Annotated in this window: 12 protein-coding genes and 2 pseudogenes; 6 read left to right on the top strand and 8 right to left on the bottom strand. The window is 57.3% G+C overall.

Annotated features, from left to right (window positions below; all coding sequences use genetic code 11):
* The first annotated feature begins 692 nt into the window (after nucleotides 1-692).
* The 3 genes from BLP23_RS31080 to BLP23_RS31070 all read left to right on the top strand — a co-directional run bounded on the left by BLP23_RS31080 (nucleotide 693) and on the right by BLP23_RS31070 (nucleotide 6,275).
* Nucleotides 693-1,766, top strand: a complete 1,074-nt coding sequence (locus tag BLP23_RS31080; RefSeq protein WP_092588542.1) for an efflux RND transporter periplasmic adaptor subunit — start codon at nucleotides 693-695, stop codon at nucleotides 1,764-1,766.
* Nucleotides 1,766-4,921, top strand: coding sequence for an efflux RND transporter permease subunit (locus tag BLP23_RS31075; protein WP_092588541.1), 3,156 nt, complete (start codon nucleotides 1,766-1,768; stop codon nucleotides 4,919-4,921). The genes BLP23_RS31080 and BLP23_RS31075 overlap by 1 nt, the downstream gene beginning before the upstream one ends.
* 217 nt (nucleotides 4,922-5,138) lie before the next feature.
* Nucleotides 5,139-6,275, top strand: coding sequence for a patatin-like phospholipase family protein (locus BLP23_RS31070; RefSeq protein ID WP_167364046.1), 1,137 nt, complete (start codon nucleotides 5,139-5,141; stop codon nucleotides 6,273-6,275).
* A gap of 566 nt (nucleotides 6,276-6,841) precedes the next feature.
* On the opposite strand, the gene BLP23_RS31060 is transcribed toward BLP23_RS31070, so the two are convergent.
* On the bottom strand, nucleotides 6,842-7,711 hold the full coding sequence (locus BLP23_RS31060) for an aspartyl/asparaginyl beta-hydroxylase domain-containing protein (protein WP_233426876.1): 870 nt from the start codon (nucleotides 7,709-7,711) through the stop codon (nucleotides 6,842-6,844).
* A 244-nt stretch (nucleotides 7,712-7,955) separates the two neighbouring features.
* Here BLP23_RS31060 and BLP23_RS31050 point away from each other — a divergent pair.
* Nucleotides 7,956-8,066, top strand: a pseudogene (locus tag BLP23_RS31050) (integrase core domain-containing protein); the annotation flags it as partial.
* 156 nt (nucleotides 8,067-8,222) lie between these two features.
* On the opposite strand, the gene BLP23_RS35435 reads toward BLP23_RS31050, so the two are convergent.
* The 4 genes from BLP23_RS35435 to BLP23_RS31030 form a co-directional block, all read right to left on the bottom strand.
* On the bottom strand, nucleotides 8,223-8,483 hold the full coding sequence (locus BLP23_RS35435; RefSeq protein WP_139187145.1) for an AAA family ATPase: 261 nt from the start codon (nucleotides 8,481-8,483) through the stop codon (nucleotides 8,223-8,225).
* Entirely contained in the window at nucleotides 8,410-9,171 is a 762-nt protein-coding gene (locus tag BLP23_RS31040; protein WP_092588535.1) for an EAL domain-containing protein, read from the bottom strand. Before BLP23_RS31040 ends, BLP23_RS35435 begins: the two co-directional genes overlap by 74 nt.
* 383 nt (nucleotides 9,172-9,554) lie before the next feature.
* A complete protein-coding gene (locus BLP23_RS31035) occupies nucleotides 9,555-10,874 on the bottom strand; it encodes a HAMP domain-containing sensor histidine kinase (RefSeq protein ID WP_092588534.1) in 1,320 nt (439 codons plus the stop codon).
* Nucleotides 10,875-10,876: 2 nt separating this feature from the next.
* Complete coding sequence (locus tag BLP23_RS31030) at nucleotides 10,877-11,563, bottom strand: response regulator (RefSeq protein ID WP_092588533.1); 687 nt, start codon at nucleotides 11,561-11,563, stop codon at nucleotides 10,877-10,879.
* A 157-nt stretch (nucleotides 11,564-11,720) separates the two neighbouring features.
* Here BLP23_RS31030 and BLP23_RS34835 point away from each other — a divergent pair.
* Nucleotides 11,721-12,085 (top strand): annotated as a pseudogene (locus BLP23_RS34835) (HlyD family efflux transporter periplasmic adaptor subunit); the annotation flags it as partial.
* A gap of 894 nt (nucleotides 12,086-12,979) precedes the next feature.
* Here the strand turns inward: BLP23_RS34835 and BLP23_RS31020 are convergent.
* The 3 genes from BLP23_RS31020 to BLP23_RS34005 form a co-directional block, all read right to left on the bottom strand.
* Nucleotides 12,980-13,726: a methyltransferase family protein gene (locus BLP23_RS31020; RefSeq protein ID WP_092588532.1), complete on the bottom strand. Its 747-nt coding sequence runs from the start codon at nucleotides 13,724-13,726 to the stop codon at nucleotides 12,980-12,982.
* Nucleotides 13,727-13,735: 9 nt separating this feature from the next.
* Entirely contained in the window at nucleotides 13,736-14,494 is a 759-nt protein-coding gene (gene cmoA, locus BLP23_RS31015) for a carboxy-S-adenosyl-L-methionine synthase CmoA (RefSeq protein ID WP_092588531.1), read from the bottom strand.
* 228 nt (nucleotides 14,495-14,722) lie between these two features.
* Nucleotides 14,723-14,890, bottom strand: coding sequence for a hypothetical protein (locus BLP23_RS34005; RefSeq protein ID WP_167364044.1), 168 nt, complete (start codon nucleotides 14,888-14,890; stop codon nucleotides 14,723-14,725).
* A gap of 362 nt (nucleotides 14,891-15,252) precedes the next feature.
* Here BLP23_RS34005 and BLP23_RS31010 point away from each other — a divergent pair, with 362 nt between their 5' ends.
* Nucleotides 15,253-16,683, top strand: coding sequence for an efflux transporter outer membrane subunit (locus BLP23_RS31010; protein ID WP_092588530.1), 1,431 nt, complete (start codon nucleotides 15,253-15,255; stop codon nucleotides 16,681-16,683).
* Nucleotides 16,684-16,793: the final 110 nt, after the last annotated feature.

Below are 16,793 nucleotides of genomic sequence, written 5' to 3'. Positions count from 1 at the left end.
ATGCATCCGACAGTATTCTCAACAATCGCACGATTCATTCGGGCGGATCCGCGAGTGTAGTGGTTTCGGCGCTGCGAGCGCGAAGAGCCGAGCGCCTTGGCGCGCTGGCCAATTACCGAATGAGAAGATTAAAAGAACGCTGATTTCGCCGCGTCGCAGCGGTCTCTGTTTCGCAAATCGGACTGAGCGTCGCATACCGGATAAGTTGCCCTCCCGGAAGGTTGCGACAGGACATCATGTTCCGGCGTTTGAACGACAAGTGTGACCACAAGCTTTGACGAAGCGCTCCTTCAAGCGCCTCCAGCGCCGAGCCGATTGGCTCAAGAGGACACTCATTCGATGAACGGCTTAGTTGTCGGAAATCTGAAAGGGTTGAGTCTCCGTCTCTGTCGACACCGCCTGCGCAATCGCCTTTGCAGCGTCGTTGAGGAGAACTTCGTTGGTTTATGTCGTCCGTCATCCACATCGGCCATCCATACAGCACAAACGCGAGCGCGTGACCAAGTTTTACCTAGCTTAACACAAACTTGACCGCACTTAACGTTCGCTCGGCTACTTGTGGATGCGAGGACATCGGACGTGGGCCATGAACGTCCACCCCGGCGTCTACGCTATCGGGCCAATGAACTCCCCGTCGAGCTGGTGTGGAACAGGGAAGGCGCCGATGCTCTGAAATTACGAGGAATGCATCGTTGAGAAAGCCGTCCATATCATTCGCCGTTGCTCTTGTTGCGGCAGCGCTGCTGCTCTCCTTCCGCAATGCCGTAGCGGACCAAGCCGCGGCACCCGCCCTCACCGTCTCGCTCGCGGCGCCGGCGCAACGCCAGTGGCCGGAGACTGTTCCGGCAAGCGGTTGGCTGAAACCATGGCAAGAAGCGATTGTCGCCTCCGAGACGAGCGGCCTGCGCATAACCGACATCCTCGTCGATGTGGGATCCGCTGTGGTCAAGGGGCAGACGCTTGTCCGGCTTTCCCAGGACAGCGTGCTGGCGGATCTTCGAAAGCAGGAAGCGGCGGTCGTGACCGCCAAAGCAAACCTGACAAAGGCCAAGGCAAATGCGGACCGGGCCCGGCAGCTTCGCCATTCGGGCGCCCTTTCCGACGAGAAGATCGTCGAATATCTGGCTGACGAACAGACGGCGACGGCAAGTCTTGCCTCTGAAGAGGCGGCGCTCGACAGCCAAAAGATCAAGCTTGCCCAAACAACCGTCACGGCCGTTGACGACGGTCTCATCACCTCGCGCTCAGCCGAACTCGGCGCAGTCGTCTCCTCAGGTACCGAGCTGTTCCGCCTGGTCCGCCAGCAACGTGTCGAGTGGCAGGCTGAGGTTTCGGCGCGTTATCTTCCGCGCATTTCCGAAGGATTGAATGTGACGATCAACGAGCCGGACGGCCACCCCGTTCAGGGCAAGGTGAGGCTCGTGGGACCGTCGGTCAGCACCGATACAAGCCGGGCGATTGTCTATGTCGCGCTTCCCTCCGATGTCCGTCCGCGCGTCGGCCTTTACGTCACCGGCAGCATCGAACTTGAGACCACGCCGGCGCTGACGATTCCCGAGACGGCGATCGTGTTTCGTGACGGGATAAGCTACGTCTTCACAGCCGGCGAGGACAAGCGAGTGAGGCGCATCCGCGTCGAGACAGGCCGCCGCAACAATGGTGAAGTCGAAATCGTCTCCGGTCTAGACCGGTCGTCGAAGGTCGTGACGTCGGGCGGAGCGTTTCTGTCGGACAACGATGTCGTGAAGATTGCGGGAGAAGGCTGATGAACTTCTCCGCATGGTCAATCCGCAACCCCGTACCGGCGATACTGCTATTCGCAATGCTTGCAGTCGGCGGGCTGTTGGCATTCAAGCTCCTGCAGGTCCAAAACTTCCCGGATATGGATCTTCCGACCATCAGCGTCACCGCCACGCTCGACGGTGCAGCACCGGCACAACTCGAGACGGAAGTTGCCCGCACCATCGAGGACAATCTTGCCTCGCTGAGCTATCTCGACCACATCACCACGACGATCACCGATGGAACCGTCTCGATCCGAGTCTCCTTCAAGCTGGAAAAGGACAGCGAAGCAGCCTTGAATGAGGTCCGCAATGCCGTGGATAGTGCCAAGGCCGATCTGCCGGCGCAAATGGAGACGCCGAGCGTCACGAAGGTCACCGTGCAGAATTCAGCGCTGGTCACTTACGCTGTCCGTTCGACTGCTCTTAACGAAACCGAGCTTTCCTGGTTCATCGACAACGATATGACGAAAGCGCTCCTGTCGGTGCCGGGCGTAGGGCAGGTCAGCCGTGTGGGCGGGATCGACCGCGAGGTTCATGTTGATCTCGATCCCGCAACGATGGCGTCTCTCGGTGTCACGGCGGCCACGGTATCGACACAGCTGAAAGCCGTTCAGGCGGACACATCCGGTGGCCTCGGAGAAGTCGGCGGCACCCGCCAGACATTGCGAACACTCGGCGCGGTGGCATCGGTCGAGGATCTGAAGGGGCTGAGGATTCCGTTGGCCAACGGGCAGCAGGTTCGCCTCGACGACATCGCATCCGTCACGGACAGCTTCGCGGACCGGTCCTCGATGGCATATCTCGACGGCAAACCGGTGGTCGCGGTGGAGATCAAACGCTCGAATGGCTTCTCGGACAGCGGCGTCGCGTCTGATGTCGACAAGGCAATGAAGCAGTTCGCAGCCGCGCACCCGAATGCGCAGATCGATGAGGCATACAGCACGGTCGGACCGATCATCGACAACTACAACGGTTCGATGCAGATGCTGTTCGAAGGCGCGATCCTCGCGATCGTCGTCGTCTGGCTCTTCCTTCGGGATTGGCGTGCCACGATCCTGTCGGCCGTTGCGCTGCCGTTGTCGGTCATCCCGACCTTTCTTGTCATGTACTTGGCTGGCTTCAGCCTGAATATCGTCACGCTGCTTGCGCTGTCGCTTGTAGTCGGCATCCTGGTCGATGATGCGATTGTCGAGATCGAGAACATCGCCCGCCACCTTCGGATGGGCAAGCGGCCGATCGATGCCGCGCTCGAAGCGGCCAACGAGATCGGACTAGCAGTCATCGCCACCACGTTCACATTGGTCGCGGTCTTTTTGCCGACGGCATTCATGAGCGGCATACCAGGACTTCTCTTCCGCCAGTTCGGTGTCACCGCAGCCGTCGCCGTCCTCGCTTCACTGGTCGTCGCACGCTTGCTGACGCCGATGATGGCAGCGTACTTCATGAAGGCCCATTCGACAGAGGAGGAAAAGGACGGCCGCATCATGCGTGCCTATATAGCAACCGCGAAGGCAGCCTTGAAGCACCGGAAGACGACGGTGGCCGTCACCGCGGTCGTCGTCGCGCTTTCGCTTTCCACGATCCCCTTCCTGAAATCGGGCTTCCTGCCCGCCGCTGACGACGCGAGGACCCAGGTCACGCTGACTCTACAACCCGGTGCTACCATCGAGCAGACTGAAGCCACGACCAGAAAAGCCGCGGACATTGTGAGCAAGCTCGACGACGTGACACATGTCTTTTCCTCGATCGGTTCGGCATCATCGGGCGGCGGTCCCGATGTCACCACCACGAGCAGTGTCGGATCCGCCACGATCGTCGTCACGCTGAAACCCATCGATGAGCGCAACCGTAAGCAGTCGGAAGTCGAAAATGACATCCGGCAGGGGCTCTCCGTCCTTCCGGGCGTTAGGGTCGCAGTCGGCGGCGGCGCCAACGGCACGAAGCTTGAGCTCACCCTTGCCGGTGACGACGCCAACACTCTCGATGGCGCAAGCACAGCGCTGGAGGAGCAGCTCCGTACTCTGCACGGTATCGGCGCGGTGACATCGACCGCGTCCAGACAGGCTCCCGAGGTCCAGATTACGCCAAATTTTGCGCGTGCAGCAGCACTCGGGGTGACGTCCAGCGCCATCGCTGAAGCTGTGCGCGTGGCGACAGACGGGGAATACTCTTCCGCATTGCCTAAACTCAACCTGCCACAGCGGCAGGTTCCGATCGTTGTCCGGTTCTCCCCCGAGACACGCACGAAGCTCGATGACATCAAGAACATGAGGGTGGCCGGAACGAGCGGAAACGTCGATCTCGGATCGATTGCTGAAATCCGGATCGGCGGCAGTCCTTCGCAGATCGACCGCATCGATCGCATGCGCAATGTCACTCTTTCCGTCGAGCTCAACGGCCGCATCCTGGGCGACGTTCATAACGAAGCAAAGGCGCTGCCGGCGCTCCAGCACCTGCCGCCGGGTGTCACCCTTGTGGAGCAAGGCGAAATTCAACGCAGCTCGGAACTGTTCCAGAGCTTCAGCCTTGCAATGGCAATCGGCGTGTTCTGCATCTACGCGGTTCTCGTCCTGCTCTTCCATGATTTCCTGCAGCCATTCACCATCCTGATGGCTCTCCCGCTCTCGCTCGGTGGTGCCTTGGTGCCGCTTGTGGTGACCGGAACCAGCTTCTCAATGTCGGTCGTCATCGGGCTGCTTATGCTCATGGGCGTGGTGACAAAGAATTCGATTCTTCTCGTCGAATACGCGATCATGTCACGCCGTCAGGGCATGTCCAGGTTCGATGCTCTTGTAGATGCCTGCCACAAGCGGGCGCGACCAATCGTCATGACCACGATCGCAATGGCATCGGGCATGCTTCCCGTCGCACTCAGCCTGACGGGAGGCGATTCAAGTTTCCGGCAGCCGATGGCCATCGTGGTGATCGGCGGGGTTATGCTGTCGACGCTGCTCAGCCTTGTCGTTATTCCGGTCATCTTCACCTTCATCGATGATCTGAACGAGGCGCTCAAGCGGCTCGTACGCCGGGCCGGGTCACGCAACGCCACCGCCGATCAGCAAGCCCACGCATCCAACGATCGCGCGACGATCGCCTTTAAGCCTCTCCATTCAAAGAGAGGGCAAGGTCAAAGATGATTGTTTCTTCGCGAACAATTGGCCAGATGGTCAGGGTCGAGGCGATGCCTGTTGATCTGTATGGCAACCTCTTCGGTCGAGTTCCCTCCCCCGGAACGAGGCCGCGGGACGTACACCCCCCGCAGGCGGCCCCGCGCCGCCTGCGCGTCCTGCCACCCCAAGTGCGCCGGTCGGGTAACGATGCATCGAAACGGCCCTGCCTTTGAAGATGCGCCTGATGCGAGCACTTATCGCTCTGGTTCCGATCGCTTTCATCTTGTTCGGATGCACGCAGACGCTTGACAGAGCCCTTGATGCGAAGGAGGCTGAAACAGCTACCATCGCTGGCTACGGCGAAATCCGTTCCTATCTCGACGTCCGTTCTGATGAGGCTCCACGAAATACCCTCGACTGGAGGCCGGCGACCCGGCGGAATAGGCTCACCTCTCTGATGATCTCGGGCGGCGGCGCCGGCGGCGCCTTCAGCGTCGGCGTGCTCTCTGCGTGGAGCGCCGAGAAGAGCCGCCCGCAATTCGATGTCGTCACCGGCGTCAGTACCGGAGCCCTGATTGCACCTTTTGCGTTCCTGGGATCGTCTTACGACGACACCCTGGTGCATCTCTACACGAGCGGCGTCGCCGAAGACCTTGTCCGAAGCAAGCGAGCCGGAGGATTGTTTGGGCCGAGCTTGCTGAGGGCCGACCCATTGAGACGGATGGTCGAGCGCTTTATCACGCCCGCCATCCTGCACCGGGTTGCAGCCGAACATCGCAAGGGTCGCCGCCTTCTCGTTCTGACGACCAACCTCGACACCCAGCGTGCCGTCGTTTGGAACATGGGCGTCATCGCCAACAGCGGCCGGCCGGACGCGCTGAAGCTGTTTCAGGACATTCTAGTGGCGTCGTCGAGCATCCCAGGCGTCTACCCGGCAGTCATGATCAAGGCGGAGTCGGGTGGGCGTCACTTCGAGGAAATGCACTCGGATGGAGGTTCCGCGTCTCAGATCCTCACATTTCCACAGTTTCTGCTGACAAGCAGCACCCGTCTGGCAACCAAAAGACAAAGCGTCGACTTTTATGTGATCGTGAACAACGCGCTGATGCCGGAATATTCCATCACACCGGATAAAACTCTATCTGTGATCGCAAGGGCATATTCGATCTTCGTCAAGTCGCAGACACAGAGCGCACTGACGGCCCTCTATAACTACTCCAAACTGACCAACGCAAGTTTCCATCTCGCGTCGATCGACGTCCAGGTCCCCTATTCGATGCTCGATCCGTTCAACACCAACTATATGCGCGCCGTCTATAACCTCGGATATGCGGAGGCTGCCGCTGGAACTCTTTGGAAAGACAGCCCGGTTTTTCGCTGATCGACCTGTGGCTAAACTTAAAAAGCGCCCGAGAGGGCTCGCAATTACGAATCCCTATGACGTCATATAGTCCCAAGGTGGACTGCCACACCTTGATGTCCGGCTTAGAACCCGATGCCATTTATGATGGCTTGGCCGAAGCTCCCGCGATGGCTGAGGTTTTATCTTCTGTCTTATCGAGTGACGGTGATGGTTTCCTGCGTCGCAATCTCCTGGAGCTCGAGGGGCGCGAGAAGCGATCTCCCATCATCCGTCAGGTGCCCGTCGATCACTGGTAGGACTAATCGGCAATTCAACGATTGCCGACGCTATCGTCGACCGCCTCGCGTAAAATTCAAGAGCAGTTTCGGAAGCCATCCCAAGGCACTCCCGCGATCTCCGAAACAGTCGTTTTCTGCTGGTGACCGAATGTTCGGATCAGCTATGCTTCACGTCCCCGACAATTGCCCATCCTAACCGATGCCGATCTTCCGCATATGCGCTGTGGCAACAATGGTCAGTCAGCAACATCTAAACTTCTTCGGTCGTCGCCCCGTCCGCAGGCTCACTCCAATGCGGGATTACATTCAGGCGGCGAAAGACACTCCTCTGTAGCGCATTCCTGCTTGCACCCCGCGAACAATCAGCCGAGACAGGATTTCCATGTCTAGCGGCATTCTCGGACGCCAGACGTCCAGGAGAAGAGCGACGCGAGCTTGATTGGCGTAATTTGTCACCGCGTGTGGGAAGGTGTCATCCCATAACATGCCTTCTCCGTCGGAGATTCGCTTCTCCTGGTCGTTAATCACCATGACGGTTGCGGGACTACCATCTGCCTGCCGTGGGATGTCCAAGCCAAGGTGAAATCTCATGATTCCCCGGAAGGGTCCGCGATGGATAGGGATATGCTTTCCAGGAGCCAGGAAAGAAATGGCCGCGGATTTGACTTCAGGGCATTCGAAGAGCAGTCGGCTGAGAACCGGCATCCGCGCGAGGTTTTCGGGAACAGCAACGTCGTAGGCCTTGAGTATGAACATACGCCAATCAAGACCGTCACTCGCCGAAATTTCAGTTTGCTCCGGCATGAGGTCGTGGAAGCGGGGCGCCCTGTTCAGACGCACCGCGAACGCTTCTTCGCGGATGCTCTGCCAATCAGCGATGAATTTCGTTGAATTCGGAAATTCGGTAGCTGCGTCAAGAATTGCTGGCGCATTGATACGTTTTTCGTAAATACGCCGGACTACTTTGGATGCAAAATCGTAGATGCGTGACATCTCATTGCCTCGATGACGTTGTGAAACGGATAGTTGATAGTCGTGGGAGCGGCGATGGTGGCCGTTGGTCAGTTTTTCCTTGAGCGGCGCGAGATGGCAGCGGGGGATGCACGGGTGGTGACCGGCTTTGCCCTGGTGTACCGATTGAGAGGTGGCCCATCTCTGTTGCGCAGGGCGTTGCATGCGAACGTAGTCCAGATAACTCGGATCTGAAGGTCATTTGCGAAAATCCTGAACAGGGATCTAAGTTCAGGTTTTACCCATGCCAGTGTTAACGGTAGTAAAGGGCATGTAAAGTTGGGTAAAATTTCTAGAATAGTTTAAAAAGCACGGCGACTCTGAGAAGCAGGCGACCTACTTTACTGGAAGAAAAAGTACGCCGGGCTGTTGCCGCCGGAGCGCTCGACTTTGACCGGTCCACTACCACTACCCACGACCGGGAAAGCCGACGGATAGCGGCTTCATCGAAGCCTTCAACGGACGCTTTCGATCGAAATACCTCAACCAGCACCGGTTTGCGGATGCCCGCGAAAGGAGGGATAGCGGGTTCAATGGCCCACAATAGCCATAATCCCGTGGGGTTCGGTGTGGCCAATCATCTCGAAGAGGACGTAGCCGAGCTCGCCAAACCGATCGGGCGCCTGCCGCCTGCCACCGGCGTCAAGGAGATTCTTCTTCCCGGAATGCGGTTTCGCTATGGCTGCGAAACGGCTGATCGGGGGATACCCTTGCAACGCGCGCACAAGACCGCATTCAGCCGCTGTGCCAAAGCGCGGGCAATCGTCGTCTTTCCAATGCCAGGCGGACTTGAGAATTGTGACCTCAGTGCAGGACGCGGGCATGGGAATAGCGAAGCGAGATCAGCGGGAGGAAAGACCGTGCTATGCCACCAAACCCGCCACACCCATGAACGAAGGAGAAAGGGTCGGCTCGGAGAGCAGAAAGCCCTGTACATGTGTGCAACCGGCCTGCTTTGCGAGTTTGAACTGGCAATAAGTCTCTACTCCTTCAACGACGACCACCGGGGCCGCGCATGCTGCCAAGCCGACAATGTGATTGAGGAAACGCTCCACATCTTGGCGCATATGATCGCGGACGAAGAACGCGTCGATTTTCACGATATCCACAGCGATGGAAAAAAGTGATTCTGGCGTGCAGAATCCCGTCCCAAAATCGTCGATCGCTACTTTGTAGCCGAGCAAGCGAAGATCTTGGATAAGCTCGTTCGCTGTCGGTAGGAAGGCCGGAGCGATTTCGGATATCTCAAGCACAAGTCGAGAAGCAATCGATCGGTACCCATAGAGCTGGTCGTAGAGACGAGTCCAATACTTCGTGTTGAACAAGTTCTCCCCTGAAAGATTTACTCCGAGCGTACTATTTTCATTGGTCGAAAGCCATGCGAATGCCAACGACAACATGTGGCGATCGAATGCAGGTGCATTTCCCGAACTCTCAAGATAGGCCATGAACTCGTTCGAGTCGATGACGCTTCCATTTGGCTCGATGAGCCGCCCCAAGCATTCGGAGTAAAGGGCATGACACCCCTCGCCCACCGAATTCACGTGTTGCAGCGAAAAGCCGATGCGCCCATGCCGCATCGCTTCTAGAACACTTTGGGCGATATAGTCGTTATCGAAGCTCATAATCCCAATCCATTTCTGGTTGTCCTTCGGCTAAGAGCATGCGGAATGGAAAAGTTGCGAAAGGATATTCAATCTAAGGTCAGTTCTCGATCAGCTGGCCACCCTTCAGATAGGATCCAACCACCTGCAGACCATCTGTCGGCATCCGACGCTCACTGAGTGATGCGAGTTGACGCGGAGCGCGGCCTACGGGTGGATTTCAGGTAGTTGGAAGCTATAGGTCATGAGCCGAATCTTCTGAACCGAGGTTGCAGGTTCAGGTTTACCGACGTCAGCGTTAACGTCGGTAAAGGCATTGTAAAGTTGGGTAAATCCTGGAAGCAGGTTCTGTCGGTGGCCGAGTTTCGAGCCGTGCCGTCTCGTCCGCGGCAGCCGCTATCCCTCTATCTTTTCCGCTTGGTTGATCGATCCAGTTCAGACTTTTCGTCCGTCTGGCCATGTCTCGTCGGCTTGCGAGGAAGCTCGATGGTGATGGCCAACCCGCCGGCGTCCGGGAGGGACGCATACACCCGCCCTCCATGGCGCTCGATGGCCTGCCGGGTAATCGCAAGCCCCAGACCGTATCCGCCCCTCGACACTGCCTCGTTCCCTCGCGAGAACGGCTGGAAGATACGTTCGAGTTCGTCTCGCCTGACGCCTGGTCCCTGATCCATGACGCAGACCTTGAGAAGGTCGGCTGTCGTCTCGCAAAGCACGGATATTTGCGAGTGCTCGGCAGTGTACTTGATGGCGTTGCGGACGACATTTTCGAGCGCCCTGTAGATTAGTTCGCCTTCGACCTCGGCGAGGAAGATGCCATCGACACTCGCTGTAATCGAGACTTCCCGTGCCTGGGCTTCGAACGCTGCATCGCCCAGGATTTCATTCAGGAGGTCGATGACATCTAGGGTCTGCGTTTTCAGCGGAAGGCTTGATCCGGCCGTCAGCCGGGCAAGGGTCAGGACTTCGCCCACCAGCGCATCGAGCCGTTCGACCTCCCGGTCCATGCGGTCCAGCATCGCGCCGAGTTTCGCTGGACTTTGGCGAAGAACGCCGACAGCCGCCTGCAGGCGAGACAACGGCGAGCGCAATTCATGGGACACATCATGAAAGAGCCTCTGTTGTGCTTCCTGAAGCTCCTGCAGCCGCGCGGCAGTGGAATCAAAATCATGCGCAAGCGCGGTCACCTCGTCCCTACGGCCGGCCATCTTATCCCCGATCCGCACATTGAATCGGCCGTGGGCAAGCGCGCTCAGGCCGTCGCGAAGGTGCACGACAGGGCGAATGAGGTATCGGGCAAGCGCCGCCGCCGCTATCGTGCTCGAGACGAATATAGCAATCCACGGCATCAACAGAGCAAGGTAGTCGAAAACGAGGCTGGCTTGTCCGGAAACGGAGATCCGGTAACAAACCCCGTCCTTCACGATGAACCTTGTGTCGACGATGTTCTCGTTCGCGCATGCACCGGATTCGGCGGCTTTGGAAATCGTGAGGCCGAGTGGCACCGTATCCTCACTTGCGCGCACCAAACGCGCCGAGGCATCCTCGCCATCCTTTGCAAGCACGTTCGCGGTCAGGTTTAGAATGAATTCCTGCTCCCGAAGCTCCAGTTCACGAGCGAAGGGAACCGTCTGAAAGTAGTTGACGAGTAGGATTATTACCGTGACCGTTGCCGCAAGGGTGAGCCAAATTGTCGTGAAAAACTTCCAAAAGAGCCGGGGCATGGTCAGTCCATGAGAAGTTGATAGCCTTGGCCACGAACGGATTGGATCCAGGATTGCCCATCCTCCCTGAGCCCGAGCTTCTGACGAACGCTGCTGATATGGACGTCGATGCGACGATCGAATGGAGTCAACGGCTTTCCAAAGGCCCGTTTCGAGATGTCCTGCTTCGACACCAGTTGGCCGGCACTGCGAGCGAGGACTTCGAGCAGGCTGAACTCGGTACCGGTAAGATCCAAAGGCTCGCCGCGCCATTCGGCGGTTCTACTGCCAGGATGGATTACGAGTTGCCCCGCTTTTAACGTATCAGTTGACGCGCCGGCTGCGGGCTGTCCCGCTCGGCGAAGGATCGCACGCAGCCTGGCGGCAAGCTCTCCCGGAGAACAGGGCTTTGGTACATAGTCGTCGGCGCCAAGATTCAGGCCCGCTATCCTGTCGACGTCATCCCCCCGTGCAGTCAACATCAGGACGGGGATTTGGCTCAGCTTCCTGATCCTTTGGAGAACCTCGATCCCGTTCATTCGGGGCATCATGATATCGAGCACGATGATATCGACCGTATTGCCGGCGGCAGCGGCAATAGCTGCGCGACCGTCTGCGTCCGTCGCGACATCATATCCTTCTTCGCCCAGATATTCCTGCAGAAGTGTCGTCAGCTCGACATCGTCGTCGATGAGGAGAACCTTAGTCATTCATTTTGTCCGTCATTCATATTGGCCATTCATACAGCACAAATGCAAGCACGCGACCAAGTTTTACCTACCTTAACACTAACTTGGCCGTTTTAATGCTCGTTCGACCACTCATGGGCGCGATGACATCGGTTGTGAAACTGGAGCGGCCTGCCCCTCGGTAAGCCTCGAATGCGAAGAGACAGCTCTCGATAGCGCAAGGATCAGGCTTGCCCAGACAACCGTCACGGCCGATGACGGTCTCATCGCTCGCGCTCAGCCGAACTCGGTGCAGTCGTCTCCTCTAGCGCCCAGCTATTCGGCATGGTTCGCCAACAGCATGTCGAGTGGCAGGCTGAAGTTTTCAGCGCGTTACCTTCCGCGTATTTCCGAAGGATTGAATGGGACGATCAACGGGCCGGACGATCGGCCCACGCAGCGCAAGGTGAGGCTCGAGGGAACTTGGTCAGCACCGATACAACTCGAGAGAGATCGTCGACGTCGCGCTTCCCGGCCGGCGTCCGGCCGTCTACTGCCGTTTGGCGATCAAGCATTGGGCGACAAGATCCGTGCAAACTGAAGTGGTTACCGCCGGTTGGCACTCTGATATATTTCCATCACCCTCGCTATTGTTCCGGGTCTGCACCGATGTCGGCTCGACTATCTCTTGGCGCGAGGTACCGGAGGGCCAGCCATGAATACGACTGCACTGCCCCTGTGGCGGGCGGAATGACGTCTGCTTCACAAATCGAGTCTGCTTGATGGAGCTCCAAAAGCAGCATGCTGCTAAGGGTCAGGAGCCGGACACATTCATCAACGTCTTGCTGAGTTAGTCGCTCGCGCTTCCGCGTCTCATGCAACTTGTTGCTAAGCTCGCCCACGTTTTCTCGTATCAGCTCAATGAGCTTCTTGATCTGATTTTGGTTTTCCCAAGTGATCGTCACGTGATGCATTTTGTCTCTGCAGAAAGCTGAACGACGAATCGCCTGACCGCTTCAAAAAAGGTACTGCCGACTGCGTTAAGCTGCGCAAAGACATTGTAAAGATAGGTAAAGTTTGGTGCTTTCGGGCGTCTCGATCGACATCAATGAGGCAAAATCACCGATGCCGCCAAGATTTGTGCACCGCGTCACAGGCTGAAGTCACGGCCAGGCAACATCATGCGCCGCCCCTGGTCGATGTCTATTAGGTCGATCATAGTCCGACAGATATCAGAAGGTGTTGGACGAAGGCGGAATTCGTCTGACAATTGCCACCATCGTCCGACCTCGGGGTCAAGAAGTCGCTTGTCGCCCTTCGAACGTTTGGATCGTGCCCCCGCGCTTTGCGCCCCCGTTCGATTTTGTACTCGTCCCGCCTGGTCGCACGTCCCAGTTTCCATGCCCGACAGAGCCAAAGGAGACGGCCGGCACGCCCTCTGTTTCCGCCACTTGCCCGCTACACAGATTTGTTTTCGCTGAAAACGCCACGTTTCTTCAACCGGCTGATCAATCCGGTGGCGACTCCGGTTACAATGGCGAGCGTTACGAGCAGGGACAGGTACAGGACATCCTTGTTCGCGATCGGGGCCGCCATGGACTCGTATACTTGTGCGAGCAGCAAGGTGACTAGCGTGGCGGAGACAGTAGAATAGTCTTTTGCGATCACCCGCTTGAAGTTGAAGACCATGCCTTCAGTGGCCTGCGAAATTTTAGCGAGGCGCGGAATCCATCTCGGGACGTCAGCGCAATAGGCTCTGTATCCCTCGCCGAACTTGCGTTCGAGAAACGCCTCCTCCGCACAAACGATGCACTGGTACATGACACAGAACAATAGGATCCCGATGGCCACCGTTGCCGGGTTTCCATGCATCAGGAAGACGGCTGCATATATCAACAAGTTGCCGACATACAGCGGATTGCGGCATGTGCTGAACATGCCTTCGGTGACGAGGTTTTTGGCATAGACTTCTTTGTTCAGGCCACCGCGCTGGATATAGGCGTAACCAATCACTGTCCCACGGACTAAAAGTCCGCAGAAGGCGATGAGCCATGCGGCAATATCCGTGGCAAATTCGACCTTCGTGCTCTCGAATACCTCCGTCGCGGGAGCCGCGGAGAAAAAGAGCGTAACGATGGTGAACGGGAAGATCTGATTTCGATACCTGAACAGAAAATTGCCGATCGAGATTGTCACAGTTTTCATTTTTTTCACTTATTTAACAGCGACGATGCCGCAGAAGTTGTACCAGCGGAAAAATACCTCGACGTGCCGGAACCCGCTTTCCTTGAGAAGAAGGATGTTCTCTTCCAGTCGATAAGGAATAAGAACGTTTTCGAGCGCTTCGCGCTTCTTGGAGATCTCGATCTCTGAATAGCCGTTTCGTCGCTTGAAATCGTAATAGTGCTGAATGAACAGTCGATTGAAGGTAGTATTCTCGCTCGTCAGCTTTTCGATCAACAGCAGGCAGCCCTGGTCGTTCAGGCCCGAGGAGACCGTCTTGATCATTCGTTCGCGGTAGAGCGGACGGATGAACTGCATAGTGAGCAGCATCGTGACGACGCTGGCATTCTCCATATAGAGGCCCTGATGCAAATCGGCCATCTGCAATTCTATCGGCCTTTGTGTGCCTGTCTGGGCGACCTTCTGCCGCGCCTTCTCAAGCATGTCGGGCGCGTTGTCGACGCCAACGAACTTCACACTGGGATGCAAGATCGGGTCGAGCGTCAGAAGTGTGGTCGCCGTCGAGCAACCGATATCATAGAGGTTGGTATTCGGTTTTGCGAAATCCTGCGCCAGTTCACAGACCATACGCTGCATTTCTTCGTAGTATGGCACGGAGCGGCTGACCATGTCGTCAAATACGTCGGCGACTTGGGCGTTGAAGGAAAAATCATCAACTGGCGGCTCGTCCTCGCTGAAAACCGTGTCCTTTCGGCCCGGCTTGAGCACGATATTCAGAGCTTTATTCATTTTCTGCATTTCCTTAATGGACGCACGCCCACGAGACTAGAGATGCCCCGTCTGCGCCAGCGAAAGTCATTGGCGGTTCTTCTTAACCGGGATCGTGGGTTCAGATTCTAGCGACGCCAGCGTTAATGACGGTAAAGGCGGTGTAAAGTTCGGTAAAATCTGGGGAAGCTCTCTCAGGTGCCAAAATGCCATTTCACAAGCGAATGAAGGCCGAGTTGTCGAGAAAATTCAACGACGCAGATCGGGAGCAGCATTAGCAATCCGCCCGACCTGCAGCGCCACCAATGCCACGGGCGACGCCCGCATTAGCTCGATTTTTTGTTTTCTTGCGCCTAGCAAATTGCCAGCACCCACCACGGTATAAAGGTGCACATAATCCTCGGCGAGCTGCTGCACGGTGTATCCCTCGTGCAAATTTTGCGCGTTCGATTGCCACTCTAGACCTTGCGACCACTGGGTAGGCCATCGAGCGCCGTGGCGGGCATGCTATGCATCGCTACCCGACGGACATGACCATCACCATCGAGCCTCCTCGAACACATTGAACGGATCGACCAATCAGAAGCCCAGGCAAGGTTGAACCTCGGCAATCGACAGGACCGATGTTCCTGGATTTTACCCAACTTTACACTGCCTTTACCGTCATTAACGCTGGCGTCGCTAGAACCTGAACGGACGATCCCGGTTCAGAAAATTCGCCCATGAGCACATTGCTTCGCGCAAGTCTTTACTTGGCGGCGTTACAGGAAGAAAACTGAATGATCTCCCTCCGTTATGCCACACCGGCACTATTGGTTTTGCTAGCGGGTTGCGTGAGCGGTCCGGATCACGTTCCCCCAGAGACACCACTTCCTGCAAAATTCGATGAGGGTGATATTAAGAGTAACGCCAATGTTTTGACGGCGCAGTGGTGGGCGGCCTATCGTGACACGCAGCTGGACAATCTGGTCGCCCGCGGCCTTGACCGGAATCTCGACGTGCTGCAGGCGCTGGAGCGCATCAATTCGGCGTCCGCCAATGTAACAGTCGCAGGCGCCGGTGGATTACCGAGCCTTGATGTCGGTGCGTCGCACACGGTATCAGGCGAGATGGGTTCGCAACGCACAAAGATTGGCGCAACCAACACCACTGGCGGCGAGGCCGACGTCTCCTGGCTGCTTGACCTCTTCGGTCAGTACCGGCGCTCGAAAGAGAGCGCACTTGCCTCGCTCGGGGCAGCTTATGCGACGGCCGACGACGCAAAGCTCACTTTCCTCAAGGATCTCGTCTCCTCTTATATCGACGCCCGCTATTATCAGGAGCGGATCGCGCTCTCCAAGGCGAACTTGAAGTCTCGTCGAGAGACATACAATCTCACTCAGCTGCAGCTCACGGTTGGTGGAGCTTCTCGCCTGGACGTCGTTCAGGCGGAAGGCTTGGTGAAGTCAACGCTGGCCGAAATCCCGGGCTTCGAAAACAGCTTCAATTCCGAAGCCCATCATATCGCTACCCTCCTTGGCCTGCCGGCATCCTCGCTGATGGCGGAGTTGCGCAAGGGAGGCGCACAGCCGGTCTATCATGGCGATATTCGGGCTGGTATTCCGGCCGATCTCATCCGCAACCGTCCGGATATCCGCAAGGCCGAACGCGAGCTGGCGGAGACCGTTGCCAACATCGGCGTTGCCGAAGCCCAGCTCTATCCGTCGATCTCGCTCTCCGGCTCGATTTCACCAACCCGGGTCAAGTTGGCTGGTGCTAACGGCGGAGGCCTGACCACCTGGTCCTTTGGACCGACGCTCAGCCTTCCGATCTTCGATGGCGGTAGCCTGCGGGCAAACGTCGATATTGAAAAATCTGACGCCAAGACTCAGTACCTCGCTTGGAAGGCCGCGGTGCTGAACGCGGTCGAAGAGGTCGAAAACGCGCTGTCCGCGGTCCGACGCGACGCGCAGACGGTGGAGCCGCGGCGCAGGCAGGTGAAAACGGCGCAGGAATCGCTGGAGCTTTCAACTGCCAGCTATAAGGAAGGCGCCTCGTCCCTGCTTGACGTCTTGGACTCTCAGCGTTCGGTCTCCGATGCCCAAGCAAGCCTTGCCGAAGCCGTCCAGCAACTCGCCAAAGATTATGTAGATCTTTATGTCGCTGTAGGTGCTGGCTATTTTCCACAACAAGTGCACCGCAATTCAGATCGAAGCGGAAAGTCGAGCTAATGTGGCGGGTGGCGGCGACATCGCGATGGTAAATCAGGCGGATTTGAAATCACGCGCATTTACTAATACGTACTCCCTTTGACGATCTCGACTGTGTTCATCTTCCTCGG

Source organism: Rhizobium mongolense subsp. loessense (genome assembly GCF_900099775.1).
GTDB classification, from domain to species: domain Bacteria; phylum Pseudomonadota; class Alphaproteobacteria; order Rhizobiales; family Rhizobiaceae; genus Rhizobium; species Rhizobium loessense.
The sequence above is the reverse complement of the archived record's forward strand: the minus strand, read 5'-3'. Positions and strand labels throughout refer to the sequence as shown.

Coding starts and splice junctions, on each gene's coding strand:
- BLP23_RS31035 (WP_092588534.1), bottom strand. CDS start 10,874: ATGCCCCGGCTCTTTTGGAAGTTTTTCACGACAATTTGGCTCACCCTT.
- BLP23_RS31060 (WP_233426876.1), bottom strand. CDS start 7,711: ATGCAACGCCCTGCGCAACAGAGATGGGCCACCTCTCAATCGGTACAC.
- cmoA (WP_092588531.1), bottom strand. CDS start 14,494: ATGAATAAAGCTCTGAATATCGTGCTCAAGCCGGGCCGAAAGGACACG.
- BLP23_RS31030 (WP_092588533.1), bottom strand. CDS start 11,563: ATGACTAAGGTTCTCCTCATCGACGACGATGTCGAGCTGACGACACTT.
- BLP23_RS31040 (WP_092588535.1), bottom strand. CDS start 9,171: ATGAGCTTCGATAACGACTATATCGCCCAAAGTGTTCTAGAAGCGATG.
- BLP23_RS31070 (WP_167364046.1), top strand. CDS start 5,139: ATGCGAGCACTTATCGCTCTGGTTCCGATCGCTTTCATCTTGTTCGGA.
- BLP23_RS35435 (WP_139187145.1), bottom strand. CDS start 8,483: ATGTACAGGGCTTTCTGCTCTCCGAGCCGACCCTTTCTCCTTCGTTCA.
- BLP23_RS31020 (WP_092588532.1), bottom strand. CDS start 13,726: ATGAAAACTGTGACAATCTCGATCGGCAATTTTCTGTTCAGGTATCGA.
- BLP23_RS31075 (WP_092588541.1), top strand. CDS start 1,766: ATGAACTTCTCCGCATGGTCAATCCGCAACCCCGTACCGGCGATACTG.
- BLP23_RS31010 (WP_092588530.1), top strand. CDS start 15,253: ATGATCTCCCTCCGTTATGCCACACCGGCACTATTGGTTTTGCTAGCG.